At 75.0% G+C, this 22,279-nt stretch carries 17 protein-coding genes; 10 read left to right on the top strand and 7 right to left on the bottom strand.

Annotated features, from left to right (window positions below; all coding sequences use genetic code 11):
- Positions 1–43: 43 nt before the first annotated feature.
- Positions 44–952, top strand: a complete 909-nt coding sequence (locus WME83_RS22430) for a sugar phosphate nucleotidyltransferase (RefSeq protein WP_437321329.1) — start codon at positions 44–46, stop codon at positions 950–952.
- 185 nt (positions 953–1,137) lie between these two features.
- Entirely contained in the window at positions 1,138–1,599 is a 462-nt protein-coding gene (locus tag WME83_RS22425) for a hypothetical protein (protein WP_437321328.1), read from the top strand.
- Between the two features lie 178 nt (positions 1,600–1,777).
- On the opposite strand, the gene WME83_RS22420 is transcribed toward WME83_RS22425, so the two are convergent.
- Positions 1,778–3,343, bottom strand: coding sequence for a phytoene desaturase family protein (locus tag WME83_RS22420; protein WP_437321327.1), 1,566 nt, complete (start codon positions 3,341–3,343; stop codon positions 1,778–1,780).
- A gap of 238 nt (positions 3,344–3,581) precedes the next feature.
- The gene (locus WME83_RS22415) at positions 3,582–4,673 is read right to left on the bottom strand and encodes a DUF72 domain-containing protein (RefSeq protein WP_437321326.1); all 1,092 of its coding nucleotides are present in this window, start codon (positions 4,671–4,673) and stop codon (positions 3,582–3,584) included.
- Between the two features lie 669 nt (positions 4,674–5,342).
- Here WME83_RS22415 and WME83_RS22410 point away from each other — a divergent pair.
- From WME83_RS22410 to WME83_RS22400, 3 genes are all read left to right on the top strand, one after another.
- A complete protein-coding gene (locus tag WME83_RS22410; RefSeq protein ID WP_437321325.1) occupies positions 5,343–8,747 on the top strand; it encodes a hypothetical protein in 3,405 nt (1,134 codons plus the stop codon).
- A gap of 192 nt (positions 8,748–8,939) precedes the next feature.
- On the top strand, positions 8,940–10,223 hold the full coding sequence (locus tag WME83_RS22405; RefSeq protein WP_437321324.1) for a hypothetical protein: 1,284 nt from the start codon (positions 8,940–8,942) through the stop codon (positions 10,221–10,223).
- Entirely contained in the window at positions 10,223–10,861 is a 639-nt protein-coding gene (locus WME83_RS22400) for an ATP-binding cassette domain-containing protein (RefSeq protein ID WP_437321323.1), read from the top strand. Before WME83_RS22405 ends, WME83_RS22400 begins: the two co-directional genes overlap by 1 nt.
- A 76-nt stretch (positions 10,862–10,937) precedes the next feature.
- On the opposite strand, the gene WME83_RS22395 is transcribed toward WME83_RS22400, so the two are convergent.
- The 4 genes from WME83_RS22395 to WME83_RS22380 are packed head-to-tail and all read right to left on the bottom strand — an operon-like array spanning position 10,938 to position 14,568.
- Positions 10,938–11,669 (bottom strand): hypothetical protein, encoded by a 732-nt coding sequence (locus WME83_RS22395; protein ID WP_437321322.1) that lies wholly within the window; start codon positions 11,667–11,669, stop codon positions 10,938–10,940.
- Between the two features lie 9 nt (positions 11,670–11,678).
- On the bottom strand, positions 11,679–12,431 hold the full coding sequence (locus WME83_RS22390) for a class I SAM-dependent methyltransferase (RefSeq protein ID WP_437321321.1): 753 nt from the start codon (positions 12,429–12,431) through the stop codon (positions 11,679–11,681).
- Entirely contained in the window at positions 12,428–13,702 is a 1,275-nt protein-coding gene (locus tag WME83_RS22385) for an alpha/beta hydrolase (protein ID WP_437321320.1), read from the bottom strand. The genes WME83_RS22390 and WME83_RS22385 overlap by 4 nt, the downstream gene beginning before the upstream one ends.
- Positions 13,703–13,704: 2 nt before the next feature.
- Positions 13,705–14,568: a bifunctional 5,10-methylenetetrahydrofolate dehydrogenase/5,10-methenyltetrahydrofolate cyclohydrolase gene (locus tag WME83_RS22380; RefSeq protein WP_437321319.1), complete on the bottom strand. Its 864-nt coding sequence runs from the start codon at positions 14,566–14,568 to the stop codon at positions 13,705–13,707.
- A gap of 151 nt (positions 14,569–14,719) precedes the next feature.
- On the opposite strand from WME83_RS22380, the gene WME83_RS22375 reads away from it, so the two are divergent.
- Both WME83_RS22375 and WME83_RS22370 read left to right on the top strand, forming a co-directional pair.
- Entirely contained in the window at positions 14,720–16,096 is a 1,377-nt protein-coding gene (locus WME83_RS22375) for a nicotinate phosphoribosyltransferase (RefSeq protein WP_437321318.1), read from the top strand.
- Positions 16,097–16,174: 78 nt separating this feature from the next.
- Entirely contained in the window at positions 16,175–16,867 is a 693-nt protein-coding gene (locus WME83_RS22370) for a cysteine hydrolase family protein (RefSeq protein WP_437321317.1), read from the top strand.
- An 81-nt stretch (positions 16,868–16,948) separates the two neighbouring features.
- On the opposite strand, the gene WME83_RS22365 is transcribed toward WME83_RS22370, so the two are convergent.
- Positions 16,949–18,955, bottom strand: a complete 2,007-nt coding sequence (locus tag WME83_RS22365; RefSeq protein ID WP_437321316.1) for an EAL domain-containing protein — start codon at positions 18,953–18,955, stop codon at positions 16,949–16,951.
- Between the two features lie 318 nt (positions 18,956–19,273).
- On the opposite strand from WME83_RS22365, the gene coaE reads away from it, so the two are divergent.
- The 3 genes from coaE (at position 19,274) to WME83_RS22350 (ending at position 22,272) form a co-directional block, all read left to right on the top strand.
- On the top strand, positions 19,274–19,900 hold the full coding sequence (coaE, locus tag WME83_RS22360; protein ID WP_437321315.1) for a dephospho-CoA kinase: 627 nt from the start codon (positions 19,274–19,276) through the stop codon (positions 19,898–19,900).
- 37 nt (positions 19,901–19,937) lie between these two features.
- Positions 19,938–21,506, top strand: a complete 1,569-nt coding sequence (locus tag WME83_RS22355) for a ribonuclease H-like domain-containing protein (protein ID WP_437321314.1) — start codon at positions 19,938–19,940, stop codon at positions 21,504–21,506.
- Positions 21,507–21,621: 115 nt separating this feature from the next.
- A complete protein-coding gene (locus WME83_RS22350) occupies positions 21,622–22,272 on the top strand; it encodes a DUF72 domain-containing protein (protein ID WP_020736395.1) in 651 nt (216 codons plus the stop codon).
- The last annotated feature ends 7 nt before the right edge of the window (positions 22,273–22,279 follow it).

Below are 22,279 nucleotides of genomic sequence, written 5' to 3'. Positions count from 1 at the left end.
GATTTCTTGGACGTTCCTCGCGGAGGGGGCGATCCTCCGGCGCATGGCCTCTGCCATGATCCTGGCGGCGGGGCTCGGGACCCGGCTCCGCCCGCTCACCGACGAGCTGCCGAAGCCGCTCCTGTGGCTCGGCGATCGCCCGCTCGTCGCGCACATCGCCGGGCAGCTCGCCGCGGGCGGCGTCCGGCGCGCCGCGCTGAACAAGTCCCACCTCGCGGAGCGCTTCACGCGCGACCTGCTCGCGGCGTTCCCGCTGCCGGTCGAGGTCCTGCACGAGCCGGAGCCGTTCGGCACCGCGGGGGGCCTCGCGAACGCGGCGGGCGCGCTCGGCGACGGCGACGTGGTCCTCTGGAACGGCGACATCCTCATCGACCTCGATGTGGCGGCGCTCCGCGCGGCGCACGGCGAGCTCAGCGCGGTCGCGACGCTCGCGGTGGCGCCGCGGCCGGTCGGAGAGGGGACGGTGGGCGTCGGCGGCCGGGGCGAGGTGGTCCGGCTGCGCGGCGAGCGCTTCGGCGACGAGGTCGCGGGCGGCGATTTCGTGGGCGTGCAGGTGGTCGGCGAGGCGCTCCGGCGCCGGCTGCCGCCGCGCGGCTGCATGGTCGGGGACGTGTACCTGCCGTGGCTGCGCGAGGGGCGGCCGCTCGCGACGTTCGCGGCGCCCGCCGTGTGGCACGACATCGGCACGCTCGCCGCTTATCTCGCGGCGAGCGCGCGCTGGCTCGCGCAGCGCGGCCTGCCGAGCTACGTCGGCCCGGGGGCGTCGGTGGCCGAGGGCGTGGACGTGACCGGCAGCATCGTCGGCGCGGGGGCGCGGGTCGAGGGGGCCGGGGCGCTGCGCGGGTGCGTGGTGTGGCCCGGCGCGCGGGTCGCCGTCGGCGTGGACGTGGGCGCGCCCGGCGAGCGCGCGGTGGTGACGACGCAGGGACGCATCGTGCGCGCGGCCAGCTGATCGCCCGTCCGGGGCCGTGCCGCGAGGTGCGCCGCGGTGGGCAGCCGGCGCCACAGGCCGCCCCCGCTGCAGCGACGTCGCGCGGCGGAGGAGCGCCTCGAGCGCCGGGACACTGGGCATGCGACCGCCTTCGCTCCATGTGTCCGGAAACCCGACCAGAAAGGCACGGTGCAACGATGCTTTCGATGTCTTCCATGCCCCTGCGGCGCCGGCTCCTGCGGCTGCCTTTGCTCCTGTCGGCGCTCATCGGCGCCGCGTGCATCAACGATCCATCGCCGTCGGACCTCCCGCCCCCGAGCCCGCCCTCGGCGCCGCCCACGACGCCTCCTGGCGGGCAGAACAGCGGCAACGGCGGCCCCGCGTCAGGGGCCGGCGCGCAGGGCGCCGGCGGGCGGAGCTCCGACGGAACGGGGCCCGGCGACCAGGGCGCCGGCGGGCTGGGCGGTGCCGGCGGGCTGGGCGCAGGTGGGCTCGGGGCCGGCGGGGAGCTCGGCACGGGCGGCGACCTGGGCACGGGCGGCGACCTGGGCACCGGCGGCGACCTGGGCACGGGCGGCGACCTGGGCACGGGCGGCGACCTGGGCACCGGCGGGGGCCTGGGCACTGGCGGGCTGGGCGGCGCTGGCGGGCTGGGCGCCGGCGGGTAGCGCCGGGCGCCGGGCGCGCCACGTCACGCACGCGAGCGCGAGCTCGGCCTTGGGGTGCTCCGGCGGAAGGTGGGGTCTCGGGGAACCGTCAAGGCGCCAAGGACGCCAAGAACATCACGACACTCCTGGCGTCTCATGGCGCCTTGGCGGCTCCATCCTCCCGACAGGGCGGGAAGGGTCACTTGCCGAGGTCGGCGAGCGCGGCCTTGGCGGCGTTGTGCCCCGCCGCGCCGATCACCGACCCGGCCGGGTGCGTGCCGGCGCTGCACGAGTAGAGCCCGGCGAGCCCGAACCGGTAGGGCACGCGATCGGCGAAGCCGAAGCCGTTGTCGATGTGGTGGATGTGCCCCCGCGTGATCCCGAAGTGCCGCTCGATGTCCGGCGGCGCCAGCGTGAACGTCTCCAGCACGAGATCGCTCATCCCCGGCGCGAACCGGTCGCAGATCGAGAGGAGGTGCTTCACGTAGCGCGGGGCGGCCTGGTCCCACGTCTCGCCGCTCGCGAGCGCGTAGGGCACCCACTGCACGAAGAGCGCGGCGTTGTGGTGCCCCTCCGCGTCGCGCAGGCTCGGGTCGATCGGCGTGTGGAAGTACCACTCAATCGCGGGGAACTCGGGGAGACGCCCGCTCATCGCGTCGCGGTGGGCCTGGCGCAGCGCGTCCATCACGACGCCCTCGTCCGGCAGGAGGTGGATGGTCGGCCCGAACTGCCCGCGGTCCTCCGGGAGGCAGGTGAACCGGGGCAGGCCGGTCAGCGCCATGTTGACCTTGAGCGTGGAGCCGTCCTTCGCGAGCGCGTCGAGCCGCGCCGACAGCGCCGCCCCGATCGCCGCGCCGCCGGCCAGCGCCCGGGTGCGGAACGGATCGGCGTTCGAGACGACCGCCCGGGCGGCGATGCGCGCGCCGTCCTCGAGGAGCACCCCGGAGACGGCGCCCCCGGACGACTCGATCTGCGCGACGCGGGCGCCGGTGACGATCGTGGCGCCCTCGGCCCGCGCCTTCTCGGCGAAGAGGCGGGTGACCGTGCCCATGCCGCCCTCGACGATCATCCAGGTCCCGTCCCCGCCCGGGAGGCGGCACATGTTGTGGACGAGGAAGTTCATCCCGGTGCCGGGCGTGTCGAAGCCGCCCGCGAGCCCCGAGAAGGCGTCGGTCGCGGCGTACATCGCCTGGAGGAGATCGCTCTTCCAGGGGAACCGCGCGAGGTAGTCCGAGATCGTGCCCCGGCAGAGCGCCACGAACGTCTGCCGGAGGGCGGGCCGCACGTAGCGCTCCGCGGTCTCCTCGATGGAGAGCGGCTCCTCGAGCCAGGTCGGGGCGATGTCGTCCCGGAGCGCGGCGAGCTCGGCCTGGAGGGCGGTGTTCGCGTCCCAGTCCTCCTGGGAGAAGAACTCGAGGAACTGCCGCTTCATCGCGGCCTGATCCGAGCCGAAGAGCAGGTAGCGCCGGTCGGTCGTCGGGAGGAAATAGTGCGGATCGCGCCGCCGGAGGGGGAGCGAGACGCCGACCTCGCGGAGCAGCTCGGGCGGGGCGAGCCCGAGCAGGTAGGCGCCGCTCGAGACGCCCAGGGACGGCGCCTTTTTGAAGGGGCGCTCGGTCTTCACGGCGCCGCCCACGGCGTCCTTCTCCTCGAGCACCACGACGTCGAGCCCGCGGCGGGCGAGGAGGACGGCGGCGACGAGACCGTTGTGGCCGGCGCCGACGATGACGACGTCGGCGCGGGCCGGAGCTTCACTGCGTTTCACTGGGCACCTCCAAGCGCTGTGCGCGTCCGCTGCCGCGGCCGGCGCGCGGGCCGCGGCGCGCGAGGTGTTGCACGGATGGCCCGGCGAGGAGAGCCCTTTTCTCGCCCCGGAATCCTGAGGAGCGCGCCGCGCCGGCCCCGGGGCCGCCCGCCCGGGGCGCCTTTCCAGCCTGTCCCCGCCGCGGCGCGCGGTCGGCCGGCGCCCTCTGCGGAGCAGCGGGCGATCGGCCCGGGTCGGATCACCCGCCAGCGGCCGCGGTGGACCCCTGCCACGCCGCGGCGACCTCCTCGGCGATGGCGCGCACGGTGAGGGGGGCCGAGCCCTCGGCCTTGTTGTTCACCAGCACGAAGCTCTCGATGCGCAGCGCCGCGGCCTCGCAGAGGAGCCGCGCGACCTCCGCGCGCATGGCGGGATCGGGCTCGACGATCCGGTTGAACGGGTGGAACCGCCGCTGCTCTGCCTCGTAGCGGCGACCGGGCCCGAGCAAGAGCCGGACGATGGCGAAAGGCGCGTTCGAGACGGGCACCACCTCGGCCTGCGCGCCGGGAGACGGCATGTTGCGCCAGTAGCTGTAGGTGTGGGCGACCCCGTGCGCGCCGAGGATCTCCCGGTACTCGCCGGTGAGATACGCCCGCTCCCGGAGCTCGACGGCGTAGGCGAGCTCGCGCGGCAGCGCGCCGAGGAAGGCGTCGAGCCGCTCAAAGAAGGCGCGCGGCGGGAGCCGGTGGGGCGGGCCGACCGGCGGCAGCTCGAGCAGCACCGGGCCCGCGTGCGGCCGGAAGACCGAGAGCAGCGGCGCGGCGACGCGCGACAGGAAGAGCGGGACCGACAGGAAGTCCGGGTTCGGCTCGGCGCGGCCGCGGTTCGCGCCGCGCCCCTCCTCGTCGCCCGGCGGCGCCTCGGAGCGCTGGAGCGTCTGGGACACGACGGCGTGCAGCGCCTTCGGCACGCAGCGGAAGCCGTCCGGCAGCTGCGCTCTATAACGAAGGAAGTCGCTGTCGGGGATGGGGGCGTAGAAGCTCCGGTCGATGCCGACCGTCGTGAGCAGCGGGTGCCGCGCGTACTCGGCGAGGCCGTCGCGCGCGAGCTCCTCGGTGCTCCGCCGCCGGGCGTAGACGAGGCCCTGCCAGCCCGGGAAGCTCCACGAGCTCGTGCCGAGGTGCAGCCCTGCCGGCAGCCGCGCCGCGAGGCGGGCGGCGTCGTCGTAGACCGCGGCCATCGCGTCGGGCTCCGGCGCCGCGGGCGCCCCGGCGGCGGCCGGCCGCGGCGCCTCGCCGAACAGCGAGAGCTGCGAGGGGACAGGGCCACGGCGCCCGGGAGAGCGGCTCACCCGGGCGAGTCTACCGCTTCCGCCGCCCACCGGGAGCGCGGCCGCGCCGGCCGGCGCGGGAGGCGCTCGCGCCGGCGATGCGCGCCGAGCGCGCGGCGGCGCTGGCCCGCGCAGGCCGCGCTGGCCGAGCCGCGGGCGTCCGCCGCTCGCGCCTTGGGCCCACCGCAGCTTTCCGACGCGCGTCGCTTGCGTACGCGCGGCGGGAGGCGCGGTTTCCAGGAACTGCCGCAACTTCTTGCTCAAGTACGCAAGGTGCAATGTTGCGACGCGGCCGGCCAGCTGGCCGGCCAGCGTTTGGCCAGCTCGCCTGAGCCAAGGGACGTTCTGATTTTGGCTCTAACTCGTGAACGCCACGGCGCGGGGGAGGGAGCGACGTCGTTGGTACATCGCGTGCAATTGCTCGGAGGTGAAGACTAGGGCGGCGCTCCTCAGAGCGACGCCGCTTTTCTTACGCGCGCAGCAAGCCGCGGAGATCGCAGACCGCAAGCGATGGCGCCGCCGCCTCTCCCGGGACGGCGGCTCGCCGATGCCTGCCGGCCGCGCGATCGCCCGGCCGACGCCGGGCGCGCGGGTGCGAGATCTCGAGTCGATGCGGCGGCGGACCGGCGGGTCGCTGCATGGTTGTCATTGTCCTAATTCGAACCTGATCAAGTACGATCGGAGGGATGAATGCGTAGTTATCGTGGACTGGTATCTCTCTTTCTTCTGGGGCTCGGGATGGCCGGCTGCGGCGGCGAGGACACCCCCTCTTCCATCGCTCCTCCGGCCAGCAATCCCCCCCAGGCGGCCAAGACGTACGGCCGCGAGGTGAAGGGCGGCCGTGTGCACCAGGGCAGGGACATCGCGCTTCCGGCCACGCGCTCGTTGAACGCGGCCGACGTGCTGCCGCTGGTGAAGGACGAGCTGAAGGTCGCGCTCGGCCCGCTCACCGCGAGCGACTTCGAGACCGCGAGCCAGCATGTCGAGCGCACTCCGGCCCGCGCCACCCTCAGCCATGTGAGCTACCGTCAGGTCCGCGACGGCGTGCCGATCGTCGGCACGTACCTGAACCTGACCCTGCGCGCCGACCGGAACGGCGGGAGCAAGCTGGCGGCGTCGAGCCACCACCTCTACCAGGACGCCGTCGTCGACACGGAGGACAAGGTCGGCGAGGAGCGCGCGAACGCGCTCGCCCGGACGATCCTGCGCGCGCAGCCGGACGCGCGGGTGGCGAAGGCCGAGCGGGTGATCCGCCCGATCGCGGGCGCGCTCCAGATGGTCTGGGACATCAGCCTCGCCGGCCGTCACGAGCGCGTGCTCGTGATCGCCAACGGCCCCTCCACCGGCCGGGTCCTCACGATCGACGACCGCGTGTTCGAGGTCGTGAGCGGCTCCGTGTCGGGCTTCACGGTGAGCGGCGGCGCCCCGGGCGCGTCCGGCGGCACCGTCGCGCAGACGAGCCTCCCGCACGCGCGCGTCACGGGCCCCGGGACCCTCGTCCACGCCGACGCCGCGGGCGCCTTCAGCATCGACGTGCCGCTCGGCTCGCCCCTCCAGGCGACCCTGAACGGCCGCGCGGCGACGGTCGAGAACGTGTCGGGGCCGAACCTCGTGGCCACCGCCGCGGCGGCCCCGGGGGCCGGCCTCGTGTTCTCGTCGGCCGGCGCGGGCGAGCAGGAGATCGCGCAGACAACCGCCTACCGCTACGTGGACGCGGCGCGCTCGTTCCTCGAGGCGAACGGCCTCGCGCCGGACGCCCTCGGCGAGCCGCTGCCGACCAACGTCAACCTGAACGACTGGTGCAACGCGTACTACGATCCGGGCGCGATCAGCATCAACTTCTTCCTGTCGGGCGGCGGCTGCAACAACTCCGCGATCGACAGCGTGATCGCCCACGAGTACGGCCACTTCGTCGATGATAAGTTCGGCGGGATCTTCGATGGCGGCCTGTCGGAGGGGTGGGGCGACACGCTGGCTTGCTTGCTGCTCAAAGACCCGCTCGTCGGCGGGGGGATCACCGACGACGGCGGGCTGATCCGCACGTGCGACAACGACTACGTATATCCGCCGGGCGGCTGGGACGAGTCGCACAACCTCGGGCAGTCGTGGGCCGGCTTCGTGTGGCACGCCCGCGCCAACCTGATCGCCGAGCTCGGCGAGGCGGCCGGCGACGCGCTCGCCCGCGCCCTGGTGCTGCCGTCCTTCCCGTCGAACGCGCCCGACATCCCGACGGCCGTGCGCGAGGTGTTCCTGCGCGACGACGACGACGGCAACCTCGAGAACGGGACGCTCCACTGGGGCGCCCTCTGGGCTTCCGCCCAGCTGCACGGGCTGACCTTCGCGCTCACCACCGACGTCACGCCGCCGGGGCAGGTCACGGATCTGACCGCGATCGACGCCGGGGCCACGTCGGCGGTCGTCCAGTTCACCTCGCCCGGCGACGACGGGCTCGAGGGCACGCCGACGGCGTACGAGATCGGCTGGTCGCTGTACCCGCTGGACGACAGCAACTTCTCCTCCGCGAAGCTGACGTCGGCGCCCCCGGCGCAGCCCGCGGGATGGCTGGTGCAGGCGCAGGTCGAGGGCCTGCCGCCCACCGCGACCGTGTACGTCGCCATGCGCGCCGTCGACGAGGCGGGCAACGTCGGGCCCGTGTCGAACAACGTCCAGGTCACGACCGAGGGCGGCGTCGTCGTGTACTCGGAGGGCTTCGAGGGCGACTCGGGCGGCTGGACCTCCGATGGCCTGTGGCACATCACCACGCGCCGCGCGTCCGAGGGCGAGCGGTCGTTCTGGTACGGCCTGGAGGAGACCGGCACCTACGACACGGGCACGACGAACGCGGGCACGCTGACGCTGCCGGTCATCGATCTGACCGGCGTGTCGAGCCCGTTCCTCGTCGTCGACCAGTTCATCCAGGTCGAGGGCAGCCTGTACTACGACGCGGCGAACATCGTCGTGACCGACGTCGACGACCCCGGCAACGTGGCGGTGTTCCCGAGGACCACCTCGTGGACCAACGGCGTGTTCGAGCCGCGCTTCGAGTCGCTGGCGGGCTTCGCGGATCGGCGCATCACCATCGCGTTCAGCTTCGACACGATCGACAGCGCCATCAACGAGCTCGAGGGCTGGTACATCGACAACGTGCGCGTCATCGGCGAGGAGACGACCTCCTGCGCGCACGGCAAGTGCGAGGAGGGCGGCCCGCTCGACCCGGCCTGCGACCCGTGCGTCGCGTCGATCTGCGCGATCGACTCGTTCTGCTGCGACGTCGCGTGGGACGCCGCGTGCGTGAGCGAGGTCGCGTCGATCTGCGGCGAGACCTGCGAGGCCAACACGTGCGGCGACGGCGTGTGCGGCGAGGGCGAGGACTGCGGCAGCTGCTCGCTGGACTGCGGGTCGTGCCCGACCTGCGAGCACGAGGTCTGCGACCCGGGCGCGCCGCTCGACCCGGGGTGCGATCCGTGCGCTCAGGCGGTGTGCGCGGCGGATCCGTACTGCTGCTCCAACGAGTGGGATCGGGTGTGCGTCGAGCAGGCCGCGAACACCTGCGGCGTCGTGTGCCAGGACGCCTGCGAGCACGACCTGTGCTCGCCCGGGGGCGCGCTCGATTCGCAGTGCGACCCGTGCGTGAGCGCGGTGTGCGCGGCGGATCCGTACTGCTGCAACAACTCGTGGGATCGCGCGTGCGTCGAGCGGGCCGCGAACACCTGCGGGCTGACCTGCACGCAGGCGTGCAGCCACGACCTGTGCTCGGCGGGCGACGGCCTCGACCCGGCGTGCGATCCGTGCGCGAGCGCGGTGTGCGCGGCGGATCCGTACTGCTGCGACAACGCGTGGGACGCGCGCTGCGTGGACCAGGCGGCGTCGGCGTGCGGCCTCTCCTGCGGTTGCAGCCACGACGTGTGCGACACCGGCGTGGCGCTCGACGCCGGGTGCGACTGGTGCGTCTCGGAGGTCTGCGCGCAGGATCCGTACTGCTGCAACAACGCGTGGGACGACCGCTGCGTCGGCACGGCGAACAACGTCTGCGGCCTGACCTGCTCGTTCGACGCCAGGGCGGCCGCGCTCCCGCGCGAGCCCGCCCGCCGGTGAGGTCGGCGCCGGGGCCGCGCCGCGGCCCCGGCCGGCCTGCCGGCGCGGCAGGCGCCTCCGATCCGGATCCATCCCCGTAGAACATCGTCGCAGCGAGGGGGCCACGGCCCCCTCGCTGCGTTCGTGCGTGGCGCGGCCCTGGTCGCGTTTCCGGTGGGAAGCGCCCGCCCGCGGCGGGTACAAGCACCTGACGTGCTGCGCCGCTTCGCCCTCGTCCTGCGCGTCCTGGTCTCGACGGCCGGCAAGGACGCCTTCGCCCGCGCCATGCCGCTCTACATGGGGCTCGGCGTCGTCGGCGCGGTCGTGTTCGGCGGCAACGGGATGCACCCCGCGCAGCTCACCGGCCTCGCGGGCGAGTCGCTCCCGTTCCGGCTCGCGCTGTGGGCGGCGTGGCTGCTCGTCGGGACGCCCGCGGCGCGCGCGCTGCTCCGCGCCCCGGCGACCTTCTTCCTCCGCGCGCTGCCGGTCCCGCGCCCCCAGCTGCTCGCCGCGCACGCGCTGCTCCTCGTGGTCGCCGAGCTCCCCTTCGCGCTGCTCTGGGCGTTCGGCGCCGGCCCGCTCGCCGGCTGCGCCGCCTGCGCCGCCGCGCTCGCGGCGCACGGCATGCTCGTCGCGCGGCCGCGCGGCGGCCGCGAGCTCGCGGCGCTCTCGCTGCTCGCCATCGCGATCCTGCTCGGGGCGCCGGCGCCGCTCCTGCTCGCGTGCGCCGCGCCCGCGCTCGCCCTCGGGCTCCGCGCGGCCGTCGTCCGCGCCCCGGAGGTCCCGCCCGGCCGCGAGCTCCCGCTCCTCCCGCGGACCGCGCCCGTCCGCGGCGGCGCGCCCCTCGCGCTCTCGCTCGCTTACCTGGCGGCGCTCCTGCGCGGCCATCGCGCGGTGCTCCTGCGCGGCGCGGCGCTCACGCTGCTCGGCGCGCTCGCCGCGGCGGCGTGGGCGCGGAGCAGCGAGCCGCTCGAGGACGCGTCGCTCGCCGGCGCGTCGCTCGTCGCGCTCGCGCCGTTCGCGCTCTGCGCGGGCGCCGGCTTCTCCGGCCCGGTGCTGCGCGAGGAGCGGCGGATCGCGTGGCTCCTCGACGCCTGCGGCGCGTCGGCCCCGCTCCGCGCGGCCGCCGCCGCCGCCGCGGTCGCCGCGCCGCTCGTCGCCCTCGGGCTCGCGCACGGGGCGGCGGTCGCCGCGCTCACCCGCGCGGCGCCCCTCGCGGCGCTGCGCCTGCTCGGCGGCGCGGGCCTCGCGGGGCTGCTCCTGTCCGGGGTCGCGCTCGGCTGCGTGCGCTGGTCCGTGCGGCAGGACGGCCGCGACAGCAGCCGGGTGCTCCTCTCGGTGCTCGCCGCCGTCATCGCGGCGACCGTGGCCGCGTGGATGCTGGACGAGATCGCGCTCGCGGCCTGGGCCCCTGCGGCCGCGCTGCTCGCGGGGCCCGCCGGCGCGCGCTGGCCCGCGCCGCGCGGCGCCAGGGCAGGGGAGAGGAGGGCGGGGTGATGCTGGAAGCGACGGGGATCCACAAGCGGCTCGCGGGCAGGGACGTGCTGTCGGGCGTCGACCTCCGCTGCGGGCCCTCGGACGTGGTCGTGGTGATGGGCGGCAACGGCGCCGGCAAATCGACCTTGCTGCGGATCGTCGCCGGGCTGCTGGAGCCCGATCGCGGCGCCGTCGTCCTCGGCGGCGATCCCATCCACGGCGGCGGCGTCGCGGCGCGGCGCCGGCTCGGCTACGCGCCCGACGCCACCGAGGCGCTGCCCGACCTGCAGGTCTGCGAGCTCGTCGCCCTCGTGGCGGCGCTCAAGCAGGCGCCGCCGCTCGATCGCGCGTGGGTCGAGCGCGTCGGCGCGGGCTCGTTCTTTCGTCAGCGGCTCTCCGGGCTCTCGTTCGGGCAGCGCAAGCGCGCGCTCCTGCTCGCCGCGCTCGTGGGCGACCCGTGGCTGCTCGTGCTCGACGAGCCGACGAACGGGCTCGATGAAGGCGGCGCGCGCGTGGTGCTGGACCTCATCGCGGAGCGCCGCGCCGGGGGGAAGGCGACCCTGCTCACGACGAACGATCCGGCGCTCGCGTCGGCGCTCGGCGATCGGCCGCGCTGGCTGAGCGAGGGGCGGCTCGGCGCGGCCGGGGTCGCTCCTTGAGGTGCACGCGGATGGCGTGATCCCGGCGCAGGGCGCTCGCGATCCGTGAGGACCCGGGCCGCGCCTGCTGGCCGGTCTACCGGGGCGGCCGCGGGCAGAGCTGCTTCTTCAGCTCGTCCATCCCCGCCGCGCCCTTCGACACCATCGAAGCCAGCCGCTCCACCTTGGGCGCGAAGGAGCAGTCGACCGGCTCGTTCGGCGCCTGGTGCAGCGCCGATTCGACCTTGTCGGAGGGTCCCTCGGCGCTCTTCCTCGTGCAGAGGATCGGGCTGCCCTGGTGGTAGTAGTACCGGCGCTGCACGAGGAGCGTCTTCGGGGGCTCGCCGAAGGGAAAGGCGTCGTTCAGGGCGAAGATGAGCCGGCCGCCATCATAATAGAACTGGTAGGTGGACCCGGCGTCTCCCGCGGCGATGTCCTTCAGCACGGCCTTGGAGACCGCGCCGTTCTTCTGGTGTAGCCGGACCTCGGCGCTCCCCTCGCTGCTCGGGCAGTCCATGCGAAGATCGCTCGTCTGCAGGCCTTTGTCCGCCTGGATCTCCGCGTACTTCTTCCGGATTTCATCGATCCGAGGGTCGCCTGACGCCTCCGGGGCGGCGCTCTGGTGCTCGGCGTCCGCCGCCGCGTCGGGGGCCGCCGTCTGCGGCGCGGGCTGGGCGGTCGCCGGGGCGCTGGCCGCGGGCGGCGGAGCGCCGCGCTCGCCGCCACTCGCCGCAGCTGCGCTCGACGAGGAGGAGGCAGGCGCCGTGGCGCCGCGCCCGCAGCCGGCGGCGAGCAGGACGCCCGCGAAGATCATCGCCAATCGACTCATGATGAGGCCCTAGTCTCCATCGTGGGTTGAATCCACCTCGGCGCCCCCGGGGAGCGGGAGCAGCCGCAGCACCCGCGCCTCGCGCGCCTCGCGCCCCTCGAGATCGAGCGACGTCGCGACGAGGCAACGCGCGAGCTCCTCGACGCCTTCCGCGGGGCAGTAGGCGCGCCCCGGATCGCCGACGAGCACGTCCGCCGCCCCCGCGGCCTGCCGCCGCAGCCAGGGGAGCATCCGGTCGACCATGGCGCGCTCGTAGAAGATGTCGCCCGCCACGATGACGTCCCACGCGCCGCGGGCGGCGCTCGCCGTGAGATCCTCCGCGATCACGTCGACGGCGACGCCGTTCAGGGCCGCGTTCAGCGCGATCGCGGCCGCGGCGAACGGGTCGATGTCGGCGGCGCTCACGCGCGCGGCGCCGGCGAGGACCGCGGCGATCGCGACGATGCCGCCGCCGGAGGCGAGGTCGAGCACGCGCTTGCCCGCGACCGCGGCGGGGCGGTCGAGCAGGTACCGCGCGAGCGCCTGCCCGCCGGCCCACGCGAACGCCCAGTACGGCGGCGGCACGCCCGCGCGCGCGAGCGCCGCCTCGGTCGCGTGCCAGAGCGGCGTGACCTCGGTCGCGAGGTGGAGCTTCACCTCGGGCACGAGCGGCGGGCTCGCCACGGCGGTCTCGCGCGCCACGAACGCCGCGGCGCTCCCGGCAGGCGAGAGGACCACGGCGGGCCCGCGGGGCTCCGGCGCCGGATCGAGATCCCGCGTCACAGCGCCTCGAAGATCCGGAGCGGCTCGGCCACGCGCGCGGCCCACGCCGCCTCGTCGTGCTCGGCCCCCGGGTGCCATGCGTAGAACACGCTCTCGCCCTCCACGTACGGCGACCGCGCCCCCGCGAGCGCGCCGCGCAGCTGGCGGTTCTCGCAGTAGTTGTCGGTCGCCGCCGGGTCGTCGTCCTCGATGCCGTCGCCGTCGTCGTCCACGCAGTCCCCGCCGCCGCCCGAGTCCAGGTAGAGCGCCGCCGCCGGCTCGGCGTGCGCCGCGTACCGCTCGATCATCGTCTCGTGGCGCACGCCCGCCCCGACGCTGCCCCAGCCCATGGTGCCGGACAGGCTCGCGGCGAACGCGTACTCGCCCCGGTGGCGGTCGGCGGCGTGGAAGCTGATGAGCCCCCCGAGCGACGAGCCCATGATCCCGACCGGACCCGGCTCGCCGTAGCGCGCCCGGATCAGGGGCCGGACCGTGTCGCGCACGAAGTCCGCGTACGCGTCGCCCCTCCCGCCGATCAGCGCGCCGCCGTCCTCGATGCGATCCGTGACGTGGGTGTACTCGGAGAGGCGCGCCGCGGTGCTGTCGATGCCGACGACGAGCACCCCGGGCGGCGCGTGATCCTGCAGGTGCCAGCCGCCCGCCGGGCCCGCTGGATCGAAGAGGTTCTGGCCGTCGTGAACGTAGAGGACGCGCTCCACGTCCCCCTCCGGAACCCACGCGCGCACGGTGCGCGGCTCCATCGCCGCGTCGCCCACGCCGAAGTGGCGCTCGAGGTGCGCCGCGCTGGGCGCGACGAGGCTCATCTCGCCGAACGCGTCGTAGGTGATCGCGCGCGACCAGGGATCGGCCGCCCACGCGGCGCGGTCCGTGAGCTTGTAGCGAGCGCCCGCGGGCACGTTCAGCACGATCCAGTGGAAGCCGGCGTCGCTCGTCATCTCGGCGCCGGTCCACCCGTCGTGATCGCCCGCGAGCAGGCGCAGGCTCGCGCTCGTCGAGACGAAGAGATACCCGCCCTCCACCGGGACGGGCCAGCCGGTCCGCGCCGCGTGCGAGAGCAGCGCCGCGTCGCGGTCTCCCCGCAACTCGTCGAGGATCGCCTCGACCGAGGTCCCGCTCGCGCCGCCGCCGTGCCCACCCGCGCCCGCGCCCGCGGCGCTGGACGCGCGCGGCGCGCCGCCGGCCTCCGCGGCGTCGCCGCAGCCGGCGAGCGCGGCGAGCCCCGCGGCCGCCGCCGCCCGCCCGATCGCCGCGACCCAGCCCGGCGCGGCCACGGCTACCGCTTCGCGACCCGCGCTTCCGCCGCGCGCAGCGTCGTCTCCAGCAGCGAGGCGATCGTCATGGGGCCGACGCCGCCCGGCACCGGCGTGATCCAGCCGGCGCGCTCCCTGGCGGCCTCGAAATCGACGTCGCCCACGAGCTTGCCCGCGTCGTCGCGGTTCGTGCCGGCGTCGATCACCGCGGCGCCCTCCTTGATCCAGTCGCCCCGGATGAGCTTCGCCTTGCCGACGTCGGCGACGACGACGTCGGCCTCGCGGCAGAGCGCCGGCAGGTCGCGCGTGTCGGCGTGGGCGATCGCGACCGTCGCGCCCTGCGCGAGCAGCAGCAGCGCCATCGGCCTGCCCACGAGGTCGCTCGGGCCGACCACGACCGCGCGGGCGCCGGCGAGCTGGACGCCCGCCTCGGCGAGCAGGCGCATGCACCCGGCCGGCGTGGCCGGCGCGAGCCCGCCGGGTCGCCCCAGCGCGAGCAGGCCCGCGTTCATCGGGTGGAGGCCGTCGACGTCCTTCGCGGGATCGACGGCGTCGAGCGCGGCGTGCTCGCGGAGGTGCCGCGGCAGCGGCAGCTGGACGAGGATCCCGTCGACCGTGTCGTCCGCGTTGAGCTCCGCGATGCGCGCGAGCAGCTCCGCCTCGGTCGTATCGGCGGGGAGCGCGTGGAGCCGGCCGCGCATGCCGACCTCGTTCGACATCCGCTCCTTGCTCCGCGTGTAGCTCACGCTGGCCGGGTCCTCGCCGACGAGCACCACGTCGAGGCCGGGGGGCCGGCCGTGGGCGGCCGCGAAGCGCGCCACCCCCTCGCGCACCTCGTCGCGGACCTTCTGAGCGATCGCCTTGCCGTCCAGGATCTTCGCTGCCACGGCCGCGGAGCTTAGACCAGCCGCGGCCGCCCTGGGGGCGCGGCCCGCACGGCCCGCGCGCCGGACTGCCTGGCGCGGCGTGAAGCGACCGATACGTCCGCGGCGCGATCTTCAGGTTGACCCTTCCGTCCAGCGTCTTTAGCCATGAGCGGTGGACGCGCTGCACACCGACCTCTACCAGCTGACGATGGCCGCGGGGTACTTCCACCGCGGCATGGCCTCGCGCGTCGCGACGTGCGAGCTCTTCGTGCGGCGGCTGCCCAGGCACCGGCGCTTCCTCGTCGCGATGGGCATCGAGCGCGTCGTGCGCTACCTCGAAGGGCTCCGCTTCACCGACGAGCAGATCGCCTACCTGCGCGGGCTCCCCGCCCTCGCGGACGCGATGACGCCGGCGTTCTGCAGCTACCTGCGCGACTTCCGCTTCCACGGCGACGTCTGGGCCGTCCCCGAGGGGACCGTGTTCTTCCCGAACGAGCCGCTCCTGCGCGTCACCGCGCCGATCATCGAGGCGCAGCTCATCGAGACGTTCGCGCTGTCCGCCGTCAACCACGCCACCGCGATCGCGTCGAAGGCCGCGCGCATCGTGCTGGCCGCCGGCGACGCGGGGGTCATGGAGTTCGGCACCCGGAGGGCCCACCCGGAGGCGGCGGTCGACGCGGCGCGGGCCGCGTACGCGGTCGGTTGCGTCGGCACCTCGAACGTCGAGGCCGGAATGCGCTTCGGCATCCCGGTGCTCGGGACGGCCGCGCACATGTGGACCATGGCCCACCCGACCGAGGAGGCCGCGTTCGAGGGCTACGTCGCCGTCTTCCCGAGCGCGGCGATCCTGCTCATCGACACGTACGACACGCTCGTCGGCGCCGCGCGCGCCGCCGCGGTCGCGCGCGACAAGCTGAAGGGGGTGCGCATCGACTCCGGCGACCTCGCCGCGCTCAGCGTGGCCGTGCGGAAGATCCTCGACGACGCCGGGTGCGCGTCGGCGAAGATCGTGGCCTCGGGCGATCTCAACGAGCACCGCATCGCCGAGCTCCGGCGCGCCGGGGCGCCCATCGACCTCTACGGCGTCGGGACGGACCTCGTGACGTCGATCGACGCGCCCTCGCTGGGCGGCGTCTACAAGCTCGTGGAGATCGGCGGCGCCGAGGCGGGCGCCGGCGGCGAGCGCACGCCCATCGCGAAGTTCTCGGAAGGGAAGGCGACGCTGCCCGGCGCGCACCAGGTGCACCGCTTCCGCGATCCGGCCGGCAAGCTCGCCCGCGACGTGATCGCGCTCGACGGCGAGCCCGTCGGCCCCGGGGCCGAGCCGCTGCTCGCCCCCCTGATGAAGCGCGGCGCCCGCGTCGCGCCGCCCGAGGGGCTCGACGCCGTCCGGGCGCGGGTGCGCGCCGAGATCGCCGGGCTGCCGGACGCGCTGCGGCGCATCGACGACGAGCCCGCGCCGGGCGCGCCCTTCGCGGCCGAGGTGTCGTCGCGGCTCGGCGCCCTCGTCGAGGCGGTGCGCGCCCGCGTCGTCGCCGGCGCAGGGTAGCGAGGGCCAGCGGGGCGCCGCGCGGCGAGGCCGCGGGGCGGCGCGCGCCTTCGAGGGGAACGCGAGAGGAGAGAGGACATGGCGAGCAGCGATCCGACCCGGCAATCTCCGCACCCGAGGGTGTTCGTCGACGTCGACGTGCAGCGCGACTTCTGCGACGAGAACGGCGCGCTCTACGTGAAGGGCTCGCCGAACGCGCTGTTCCGGCGGCTCACCGAGCACGCCGTCGCGCGCGGGATCCCGATCGTCGGCTCGGTCGACTCGCACGCGTGGGACGCGTGGGAGTTCGGGTCGAACGACACCCCGGCGCCCGAGGGCGAAAAGCCGGGCTTCCCCGACCACTGCGTGAAGGGGACGCCGGGCTGGCTCAAGGTCGAGGGGACGCTGCCGCCGCGCTTCCGCTTCCTGCCGAACGTGCCGAACGTCGAAGAGGCGCCGATCGACGCCGCGGTGCGCGAGCTCGCGACGGGCAAGACCCACGCGGTCTACTTCGAGAAGGAGGTCTACAGCCTGTTCGCGAACCCCCTCGCCGAGGGCTTCCTGCGCGACCTCGCCGCGGCGCTCGGCGGCGCGCCGGAGCTCGTCGTCTACGGCGTCGCGACCGACTACTGCGTCCGCGCCGCCGCCCTCGGCCTCGCCCAGCGCGGCTACCGCACGACGGTCCTGACCGACGCCGTCGCCGGCATCACCGAGGCGGGCGTCGCCGCCGCGCTCGCCGAGATGCGGGCCGCCGGCGTCACCCTTGCGACGTCGTCGGCCGTGCTCGGCTGACGTCGTCGCGCGGCCGGCGGGGCCCGCCGGGGCGCCCGCGGCGGGCCTCGACGCGCGCGCGTCGGTCGTCGGCGCGCGCGGTCAGCGGCCCTGCGGCGCGCCGCCGGTCGGGTCGGGATCGCTCGGGTCGCCCTGGGCGCGCAGCGACGCGCAGAGGTCGACGAGCGGCTGCGGCTTGTCGAAGTGCCACCCCTGCGCGTAGTGGATGCCCATCGACGTGAGCAGATCGGCGATCTCCTGGTTCTCCACCTGCTCGGCGACGGTCTTGATGCCGAGCGTGTCGCCGATGCGGTGCACCGACTCCACGATCGCGCGGTGGAGCGTGTTGTCCTGCAGGTCGCGCACGAACATGCCGTCGATCTTCACGTAGTCGACCGGCAGGCTCTCCAGGTAGCCGTACGACGCGTGCCCGCTGCCGAAGTCGTCGATCGCGAACCGGCACCCCATGGCGCCGAGCTCCTGCATGAACCACAGCACCTCGCCGAGGTTGGCGAGCGCCGCCGTCTCGGTGATCTCGAAGCAGATCTTGCTCGGCGGCACCTGCGCCCGGTGCAGCTGCTCGACCAGGAAGTCGAGCAGGCCCTCGCGCAGGAGCGACACGCCCGACAGGTTGATCGAGCACGTGTCGAGGCGCCGCAGCGCGTGCTGCGGCAGCGCGCCGATCAGCCGGAACGCCTGCCGCGCGACGTAGCGATCGATGACGTGGATGAGGCCGCTCTGCTCCGCCGCCTGGATGATGCCGACCGGCGAGTAGAACCGGCCGTCCTCGCCGAGCTGCCGCACGAGCACCTCGAAGTGCGCGCCGCGCGGGGTGTGGGGCGCGCCCGGCTTCACGAGCGGGTGGATGCCCTGCGAGTAGAGCCGGAGCCGCCCCTCGGCGAGGTGGCGCTGCAGGCTCGCGACCCACTGCATCGAGCGCCGGCTCGTCGTCATCTGCTGGTCGTCGAGGTAGACCTGCAGCCGCCCGCGCCCGTTCTCCTTCGCGATCCGGCACGCGTGATCGGCGGCGCCGAGCACGTCGACCGCGCGCTCGAAGTGCGGCGTCAGCACCACGAGCCCGATGCTCGCGCCGATCGAGAACGTCTTCTCCGCCCACCCGAACCGGAACTCGAGCAGGCAGATCTGCAGATCGCGCGCGATGCGCTCCGCCTCGCGCTCGCTCTTGTCCGCGAGCAAGAGGACGAACTCGTCGCCGCCGATCCGCCCGGCCGCGTCCTTCGGCCCGACGATCTCGTGCACGCGCGTCGCGACCCACTGGAGCAGATCGTCCCCCGCCTCGTGGCCGCACGTCGCGTTGACGAGCCGGAAGCGATCCAGGTCGATGTAACAGAGCGCGTACGGCGTGCCGGTCTTCCGGCAGTCGTTCAGCGCCTCCTCGATGCGATCGATGATCGCGTACCGATCGAGGAGGCGCGTGAGCGCGTCGTAGCGGGGCTTGGCCGGGTGGATCGGCAGGGGCCCCGGCGCGCCGAGCTCGCGGAACAGGATGATCTGCCCGGGCGGCGGCGGCGGCTTCGAGTCGCGGTGGCCCTCGCGCGCGGGCCGCGCGGCGACGGTGCCGATCGTGTGGAGGATCGGGATCACGGAGCCGTCGCGGCGCTCGAGCAGCGCGGTGTACCGCGCCGGCGGCCGGCTCGCCGCGGCCGCCTCGGGCGCGGCGAGCGGCGCGCCCGGCGTGCGCAGCGCGCCCTCGTCGATGATCACCGGCGAGAGCGGCACCACGGGCTCGCGCCGCGGCGTGAGCCCGGGCGGCGGCGGAGAGGGCTTCGCGGGCGCGCCCTCGTCGAACAGCTCGTTCATCTCTCCGACGTCGATGTCGGGATCTCCGCTCGTCGTGCCCGCCGCCGGGATCAGCCGGAGCACGCGATCGAGCAGCGCGCCGCGCGCCTCGACGATCGACCAGCCGGTCAGCCGCTCCGCCGCGCCGTTGCAGCGCACGATGCGCTGCTCGGCGTCGACCTCGATCAGGCCGACGTCGACCTCGGACAGCCACGCAGCAAGCTGTTTGTCCGGCGAGCCGCGGTGCGCGTCCGAGCGATCGAACGCGGCGTGCAGGCTCGACTCCGGCCGGTCATCGATCTTTGCCACCACCCCGTTATGGTAGTTGCATTCCCGGAGAAGCGGACTTCTTAAGCGCCGACGGCGCGGAAACTCGACGGCCACGCCCCCCGCTGGGGTAAGGTCGGGTCATGGGTGGTCACGAGGAGAGCAGGCGCTCCCGGCCGGGTCTCGGCGCCGGCGCCGCCACCATTTCCCCGGCGTCGCGGCGATCTGTCGCTCTCCAGCGGAAAAATTCCGGCCACCGGCCGGCGAAAGCCGGTGCTGACGCGATGCGTTGCGGCGGTGTGTCGGGGTGGGATGGCGGTGTGGGAGCGCGGATCGCTCCCGGCGGGGGGTGAAGCGGCGATGGGGCTCGTCCTGTTCGGGCTCACCGGCGGCCTCGGATCCGGCAAGAGCACGGTGGCGGCGCGGTTTCGCGCGCAGGGGCTCCCGGTGATCGACGCCGACGCGCTCGCCCGCGACGTGGTCGCGAAGGGGACCGACGGGCTCGCCGAGGTGGTCCGCGCCTTCGGTCCGGAGGTGCTCTCGCCGGACGGCTCGCTCGATCGCGCGCGCGTCGCCGCGATCGTCTTCGACGATCCGGACAAGCGCCGGCGGCTGAACGCGATCGTGCACCCGCGCATCGGGGCGCTCCTCCTGGAGCGCGCCGCCGCGCTCGAGGCGCGGGGCGAGCCGCTCGCGTGCTACGAGGCGGCGCTCCTCGTCGAGAACGGGGTCGCCGACGCGTTCCGCCCGCTCGTGGTCGTCGCGGTGCCCGAGGCCGTCCAGATCGCGCGCGCGATGGCGCGCGACGGCGCGACCGAGGAGCAGGTGCGCGCCCGGCTCGCCGCGCAGCTCCCGCTCGCCAGCAAGGTCGCGGTCGCCGACCACGTCATCGACAACGCCGGCGATCGCGCCGCGACCGAGCGCCAGGCCGACGAGGTGCTCGCCGCGATCCGGGCGAAGCTCGGCCGCGCCGGACCACTGACTTGATGCGCAGTGCCCGGCGTGGAAGTCTCGCGGCCGGCCGATGACGTCGTTCAAGTCGAAGCTCGCGCGGCTCAGGCCGCTCCCGGCGGAGCGGCGGGGCAGCGCGCCGCTCGCCCCCGCGCCGGCGCCGCTCGCCCGCGATCCCGCCGCGGAGGACGACCGCGCATCCGCCCCTCCGCCCGCGCCGCCGGTCCCTGGCGAGGCAGACGCCGTCGGCGCGGTCCCGGCCGCTGCCGGCGAGGTCTCGGCCGAGGCGGCGCGGCCGCGGCCGGCGGCGCCAGGCGCGCCCGCGGGGGGCGGCGCTCGGCCGTCGCTCGACGAGCTGCGCGACCGCATCTCCCGCATCGTCGCCCGGGGCGCGCCGCCGACGCCGCGGGCCGATCCGGCGCGCGGCGAGCTCCCGTTCCATGTCGAGCAGACGCCCGGCGGGCCGCTCTACGTGAGCCGCACCCGCTCGCTCGCGGCGGCCCGCGTCGGCCGCGCGCCGCTCGTCGCCGCGCGCGACGCCGACCCGGCGATGCTCGCGCTGCTCGCGCTCGACCCCGCGCTCGCCGGCTGCGACGTGCGGAGGGCGCTGTTCCTCGACACCGAGACCACGGGCCTCGCCGGCGGCACGGGCACCGTGCCGTTCCTGATCGGACTCGCCTGGTTCGACCCCGGGGCGGCGAGCGCGGGGCCGCTCGGCGAGCCCTCGTCCGACGGCTTCGTCATGGAGCAGCTCCTCCTGCGCCGCCTCGGCGAGGAGGAGCCGATCCTGCGCCGCCTCGCCGAGCGCCTCGAAGGCGCCTCGATGATCATCACGTACAACGGCAAGGCGTTCGACATGCCGCTCCTGCGCACGCGTTACGTGATGAACCGCCTGCCGCCGCCGCCGGAGCTGCCGCACCTCGACCTCGTCCACGTCGCCCGCCGCATCCACAAGGCCCGGCTGAAGACGCGCACGCTGATCGCCCTGGAGCACGACGTGCTCGGCCGGGTGCGCGTCGGGGACGTGCCCGGCGGCGAGATCGTCGCGTGCTACGCCCACTTCCTGCGCACCGGCGACGAGGAGGCGCTGCTCGGCGTCGTCGAGCACAACGCGGCCGACGTGCTCGCGATGGTCGCGCTGGTCGGCCTCTACGGCGAGCCGCTCGGCAGCCTCGCCGCCGGCGATCTCGCCGGCGTGGCGGCCACGCTGCGGAGGGCGGGCGCGCTCGAGCGCGCGGCGGAGCTCGCGGACGCGGCCGTCGAGCGCGGCGGCGGCGCGGCGGCGCGCCGCGCGCGCGGCGACATCGCGAAGGCGCGCGGGGACAAGGCGCGGGCGCTCTCGGACTACGAGGCGCTCGCCGCCGAGATCGACGACCCCGCGGTGCGCCTCGAGCTGGCGAAGCTCTACGAGCACCACGTGCGCGCCTTCGCCCGCGCCCTCGACCTGGCCGACCAGGGCACCGCCGAGCCCGAGCCCGCGCAGGCGCGCCGCCGAGCCCGGCTGCGGCGGAAGCTCGATCGCGCGGCCGGCGGCGCCGCCGCGCTGGCGCTGCCGTTCGAGCGCGCCGTGGCCGGCGGAGCGGACGGAGCGCGGCCCTGCGCCCAGCCCGCCGCCGCGCCCGAGCGTGAGGGCGAGGAGTGAGCGGGCCCCCCGCGGCCCCGCGGCGCGGGCTCCCGGAGGAGGGCCAGGCGGGGCCGATCGAGAAATCCATCGGTCCGGCTTCTCGCCGGCGCGCGCGTGGGCTAGGGTGGGGGCGATGATTACCGTCGGCTGCGCCGGTTTCCCCGTCCCAGCGACGCGCTATTTCCGCGAGTTCATGTTCGTGGAGGTGCAGGAGACCCATGTGTCCCTTCCGGGACCTGGAACGATCCGGCGCTGGCGGCGCGAAGCTCCGGTCGGCTTTCGTTTCGCCCTGCTCGGTCCGCGCGAGATCGGGCAGGAGGGCTTCCGGGACGGCAAGGTCATCGAGACGGCGCTGAAGAGCATCGAGGCCGTGGCGGACGAGCTCGAGGCGAAGAGCGCCGTCTTCGTCGGTCCCCCGGAGTTCACGCCGACGCGCGCGAACAAGGCGATCCTGCGCGACTTCCTGGTCAACGTGAAGAAGCGCTTCGAGCGCGTCGTCTTCGAGCCGCCCCCGGGGTGGGATCCGGACGAGAGCGACGAGCTCACCCAGGAGGTCGGCGCCCTGGCCGCGCGCGATCCGCTGACCGCGGGGCTCTCGCGGCTGAAGGTGGCCTACTACCGCCTGCACGGCCCGGCGGGGCACAAGTCGCGCTACGAGGACCCGGCGATCGAGCGGCTCGCCGAGATCGCGCGCGGCGCGAAGCACGACGACGCGACGTACGTGTTCACGAACGTCGACATGTTCGCCGACGCGAAGCGCTTCAAGAAGGCGATGAAGATCTGACGCGGGC

Origin of the sequence: Sorangium sp. So ce385 (assembly GCF_051474135.1) — a bacterium.
GTDB lineage: Bacteria > Myxococcota_A > Polyangia > Polyangiales > Polyangiaceae > Sorangium > Sorangium cellulosum_D.
Note: the sequence above shows the minus strand (reverse complement) of the source record. Positions and strands in the feature narration are given on the sequence as shown.

Bases quoted from the DNA above. Each gene is read 5' to 3' on its own strand.
- WME83_RS22430 (WP_437321329.1), top strand. From the start codon at position 44: ATGGCCTCTGCCATGATCCTGGCGGCGGGGCTCGGGACCCGGCTCCGC.
- WME83_RS22425 (WP_437321328.1), top strand. From the start codon at position 1,138: ATGTCTTCCATGCCCCTGCGGCGCCGGCTCCTGCGGCTGCCTTTGCTC.
- WME83_RS22410 (WP_437321325.1), top strand. From the start codon at position 5,343: ATGCGTAGTTATCGTGGACTGGTATCTCTCTTTCTTCTGGGGCTCGGG.
- WME83_RS22400 (WP_437321323.1), top strand. From the start codon at position 10,223: ATGCTGGAAGCGACGGGGATCCACAAGCGGCTCGCGGGCAGGGACGTG.
- WME83_RS22395 (WP_437321322.1), bottom strand. From the start codon at position 11,669: ATGAGTCGATTGGCGATGATCTTCGCGGGCGTCCTGCTCGCCGCCGGC.
- WME83_RS22370 (WP_437321317.1), top strand. From the start codon at position 16,175: ATGGCGAGCAGCGATCCGACCCGGCAATCTCCGCACCCGAGGGTGTTC.
- coaE (WP_437321315.1), top strand. From the start codon at position 19,274: ATGGGGCTCGTCCTGTTCGGGCTCACCGGCGGCCTCGGATCCGGCAAG.
- WME83_RS22355 (WP_437321314.1), top strand. From the start codon at position 19,938: ATGACGTCGTTCAAGTCGAAGCTCGCGCGGCTCAGGCCGCTCCCGGCG.
- WME83_RS22350 (WP_020736395.1), top strand. From the start codon at position 21,622: ATGATTACCGTCGGCTGCGCCGGTTTCCCCGTCCCAGCGACGCGCTAT.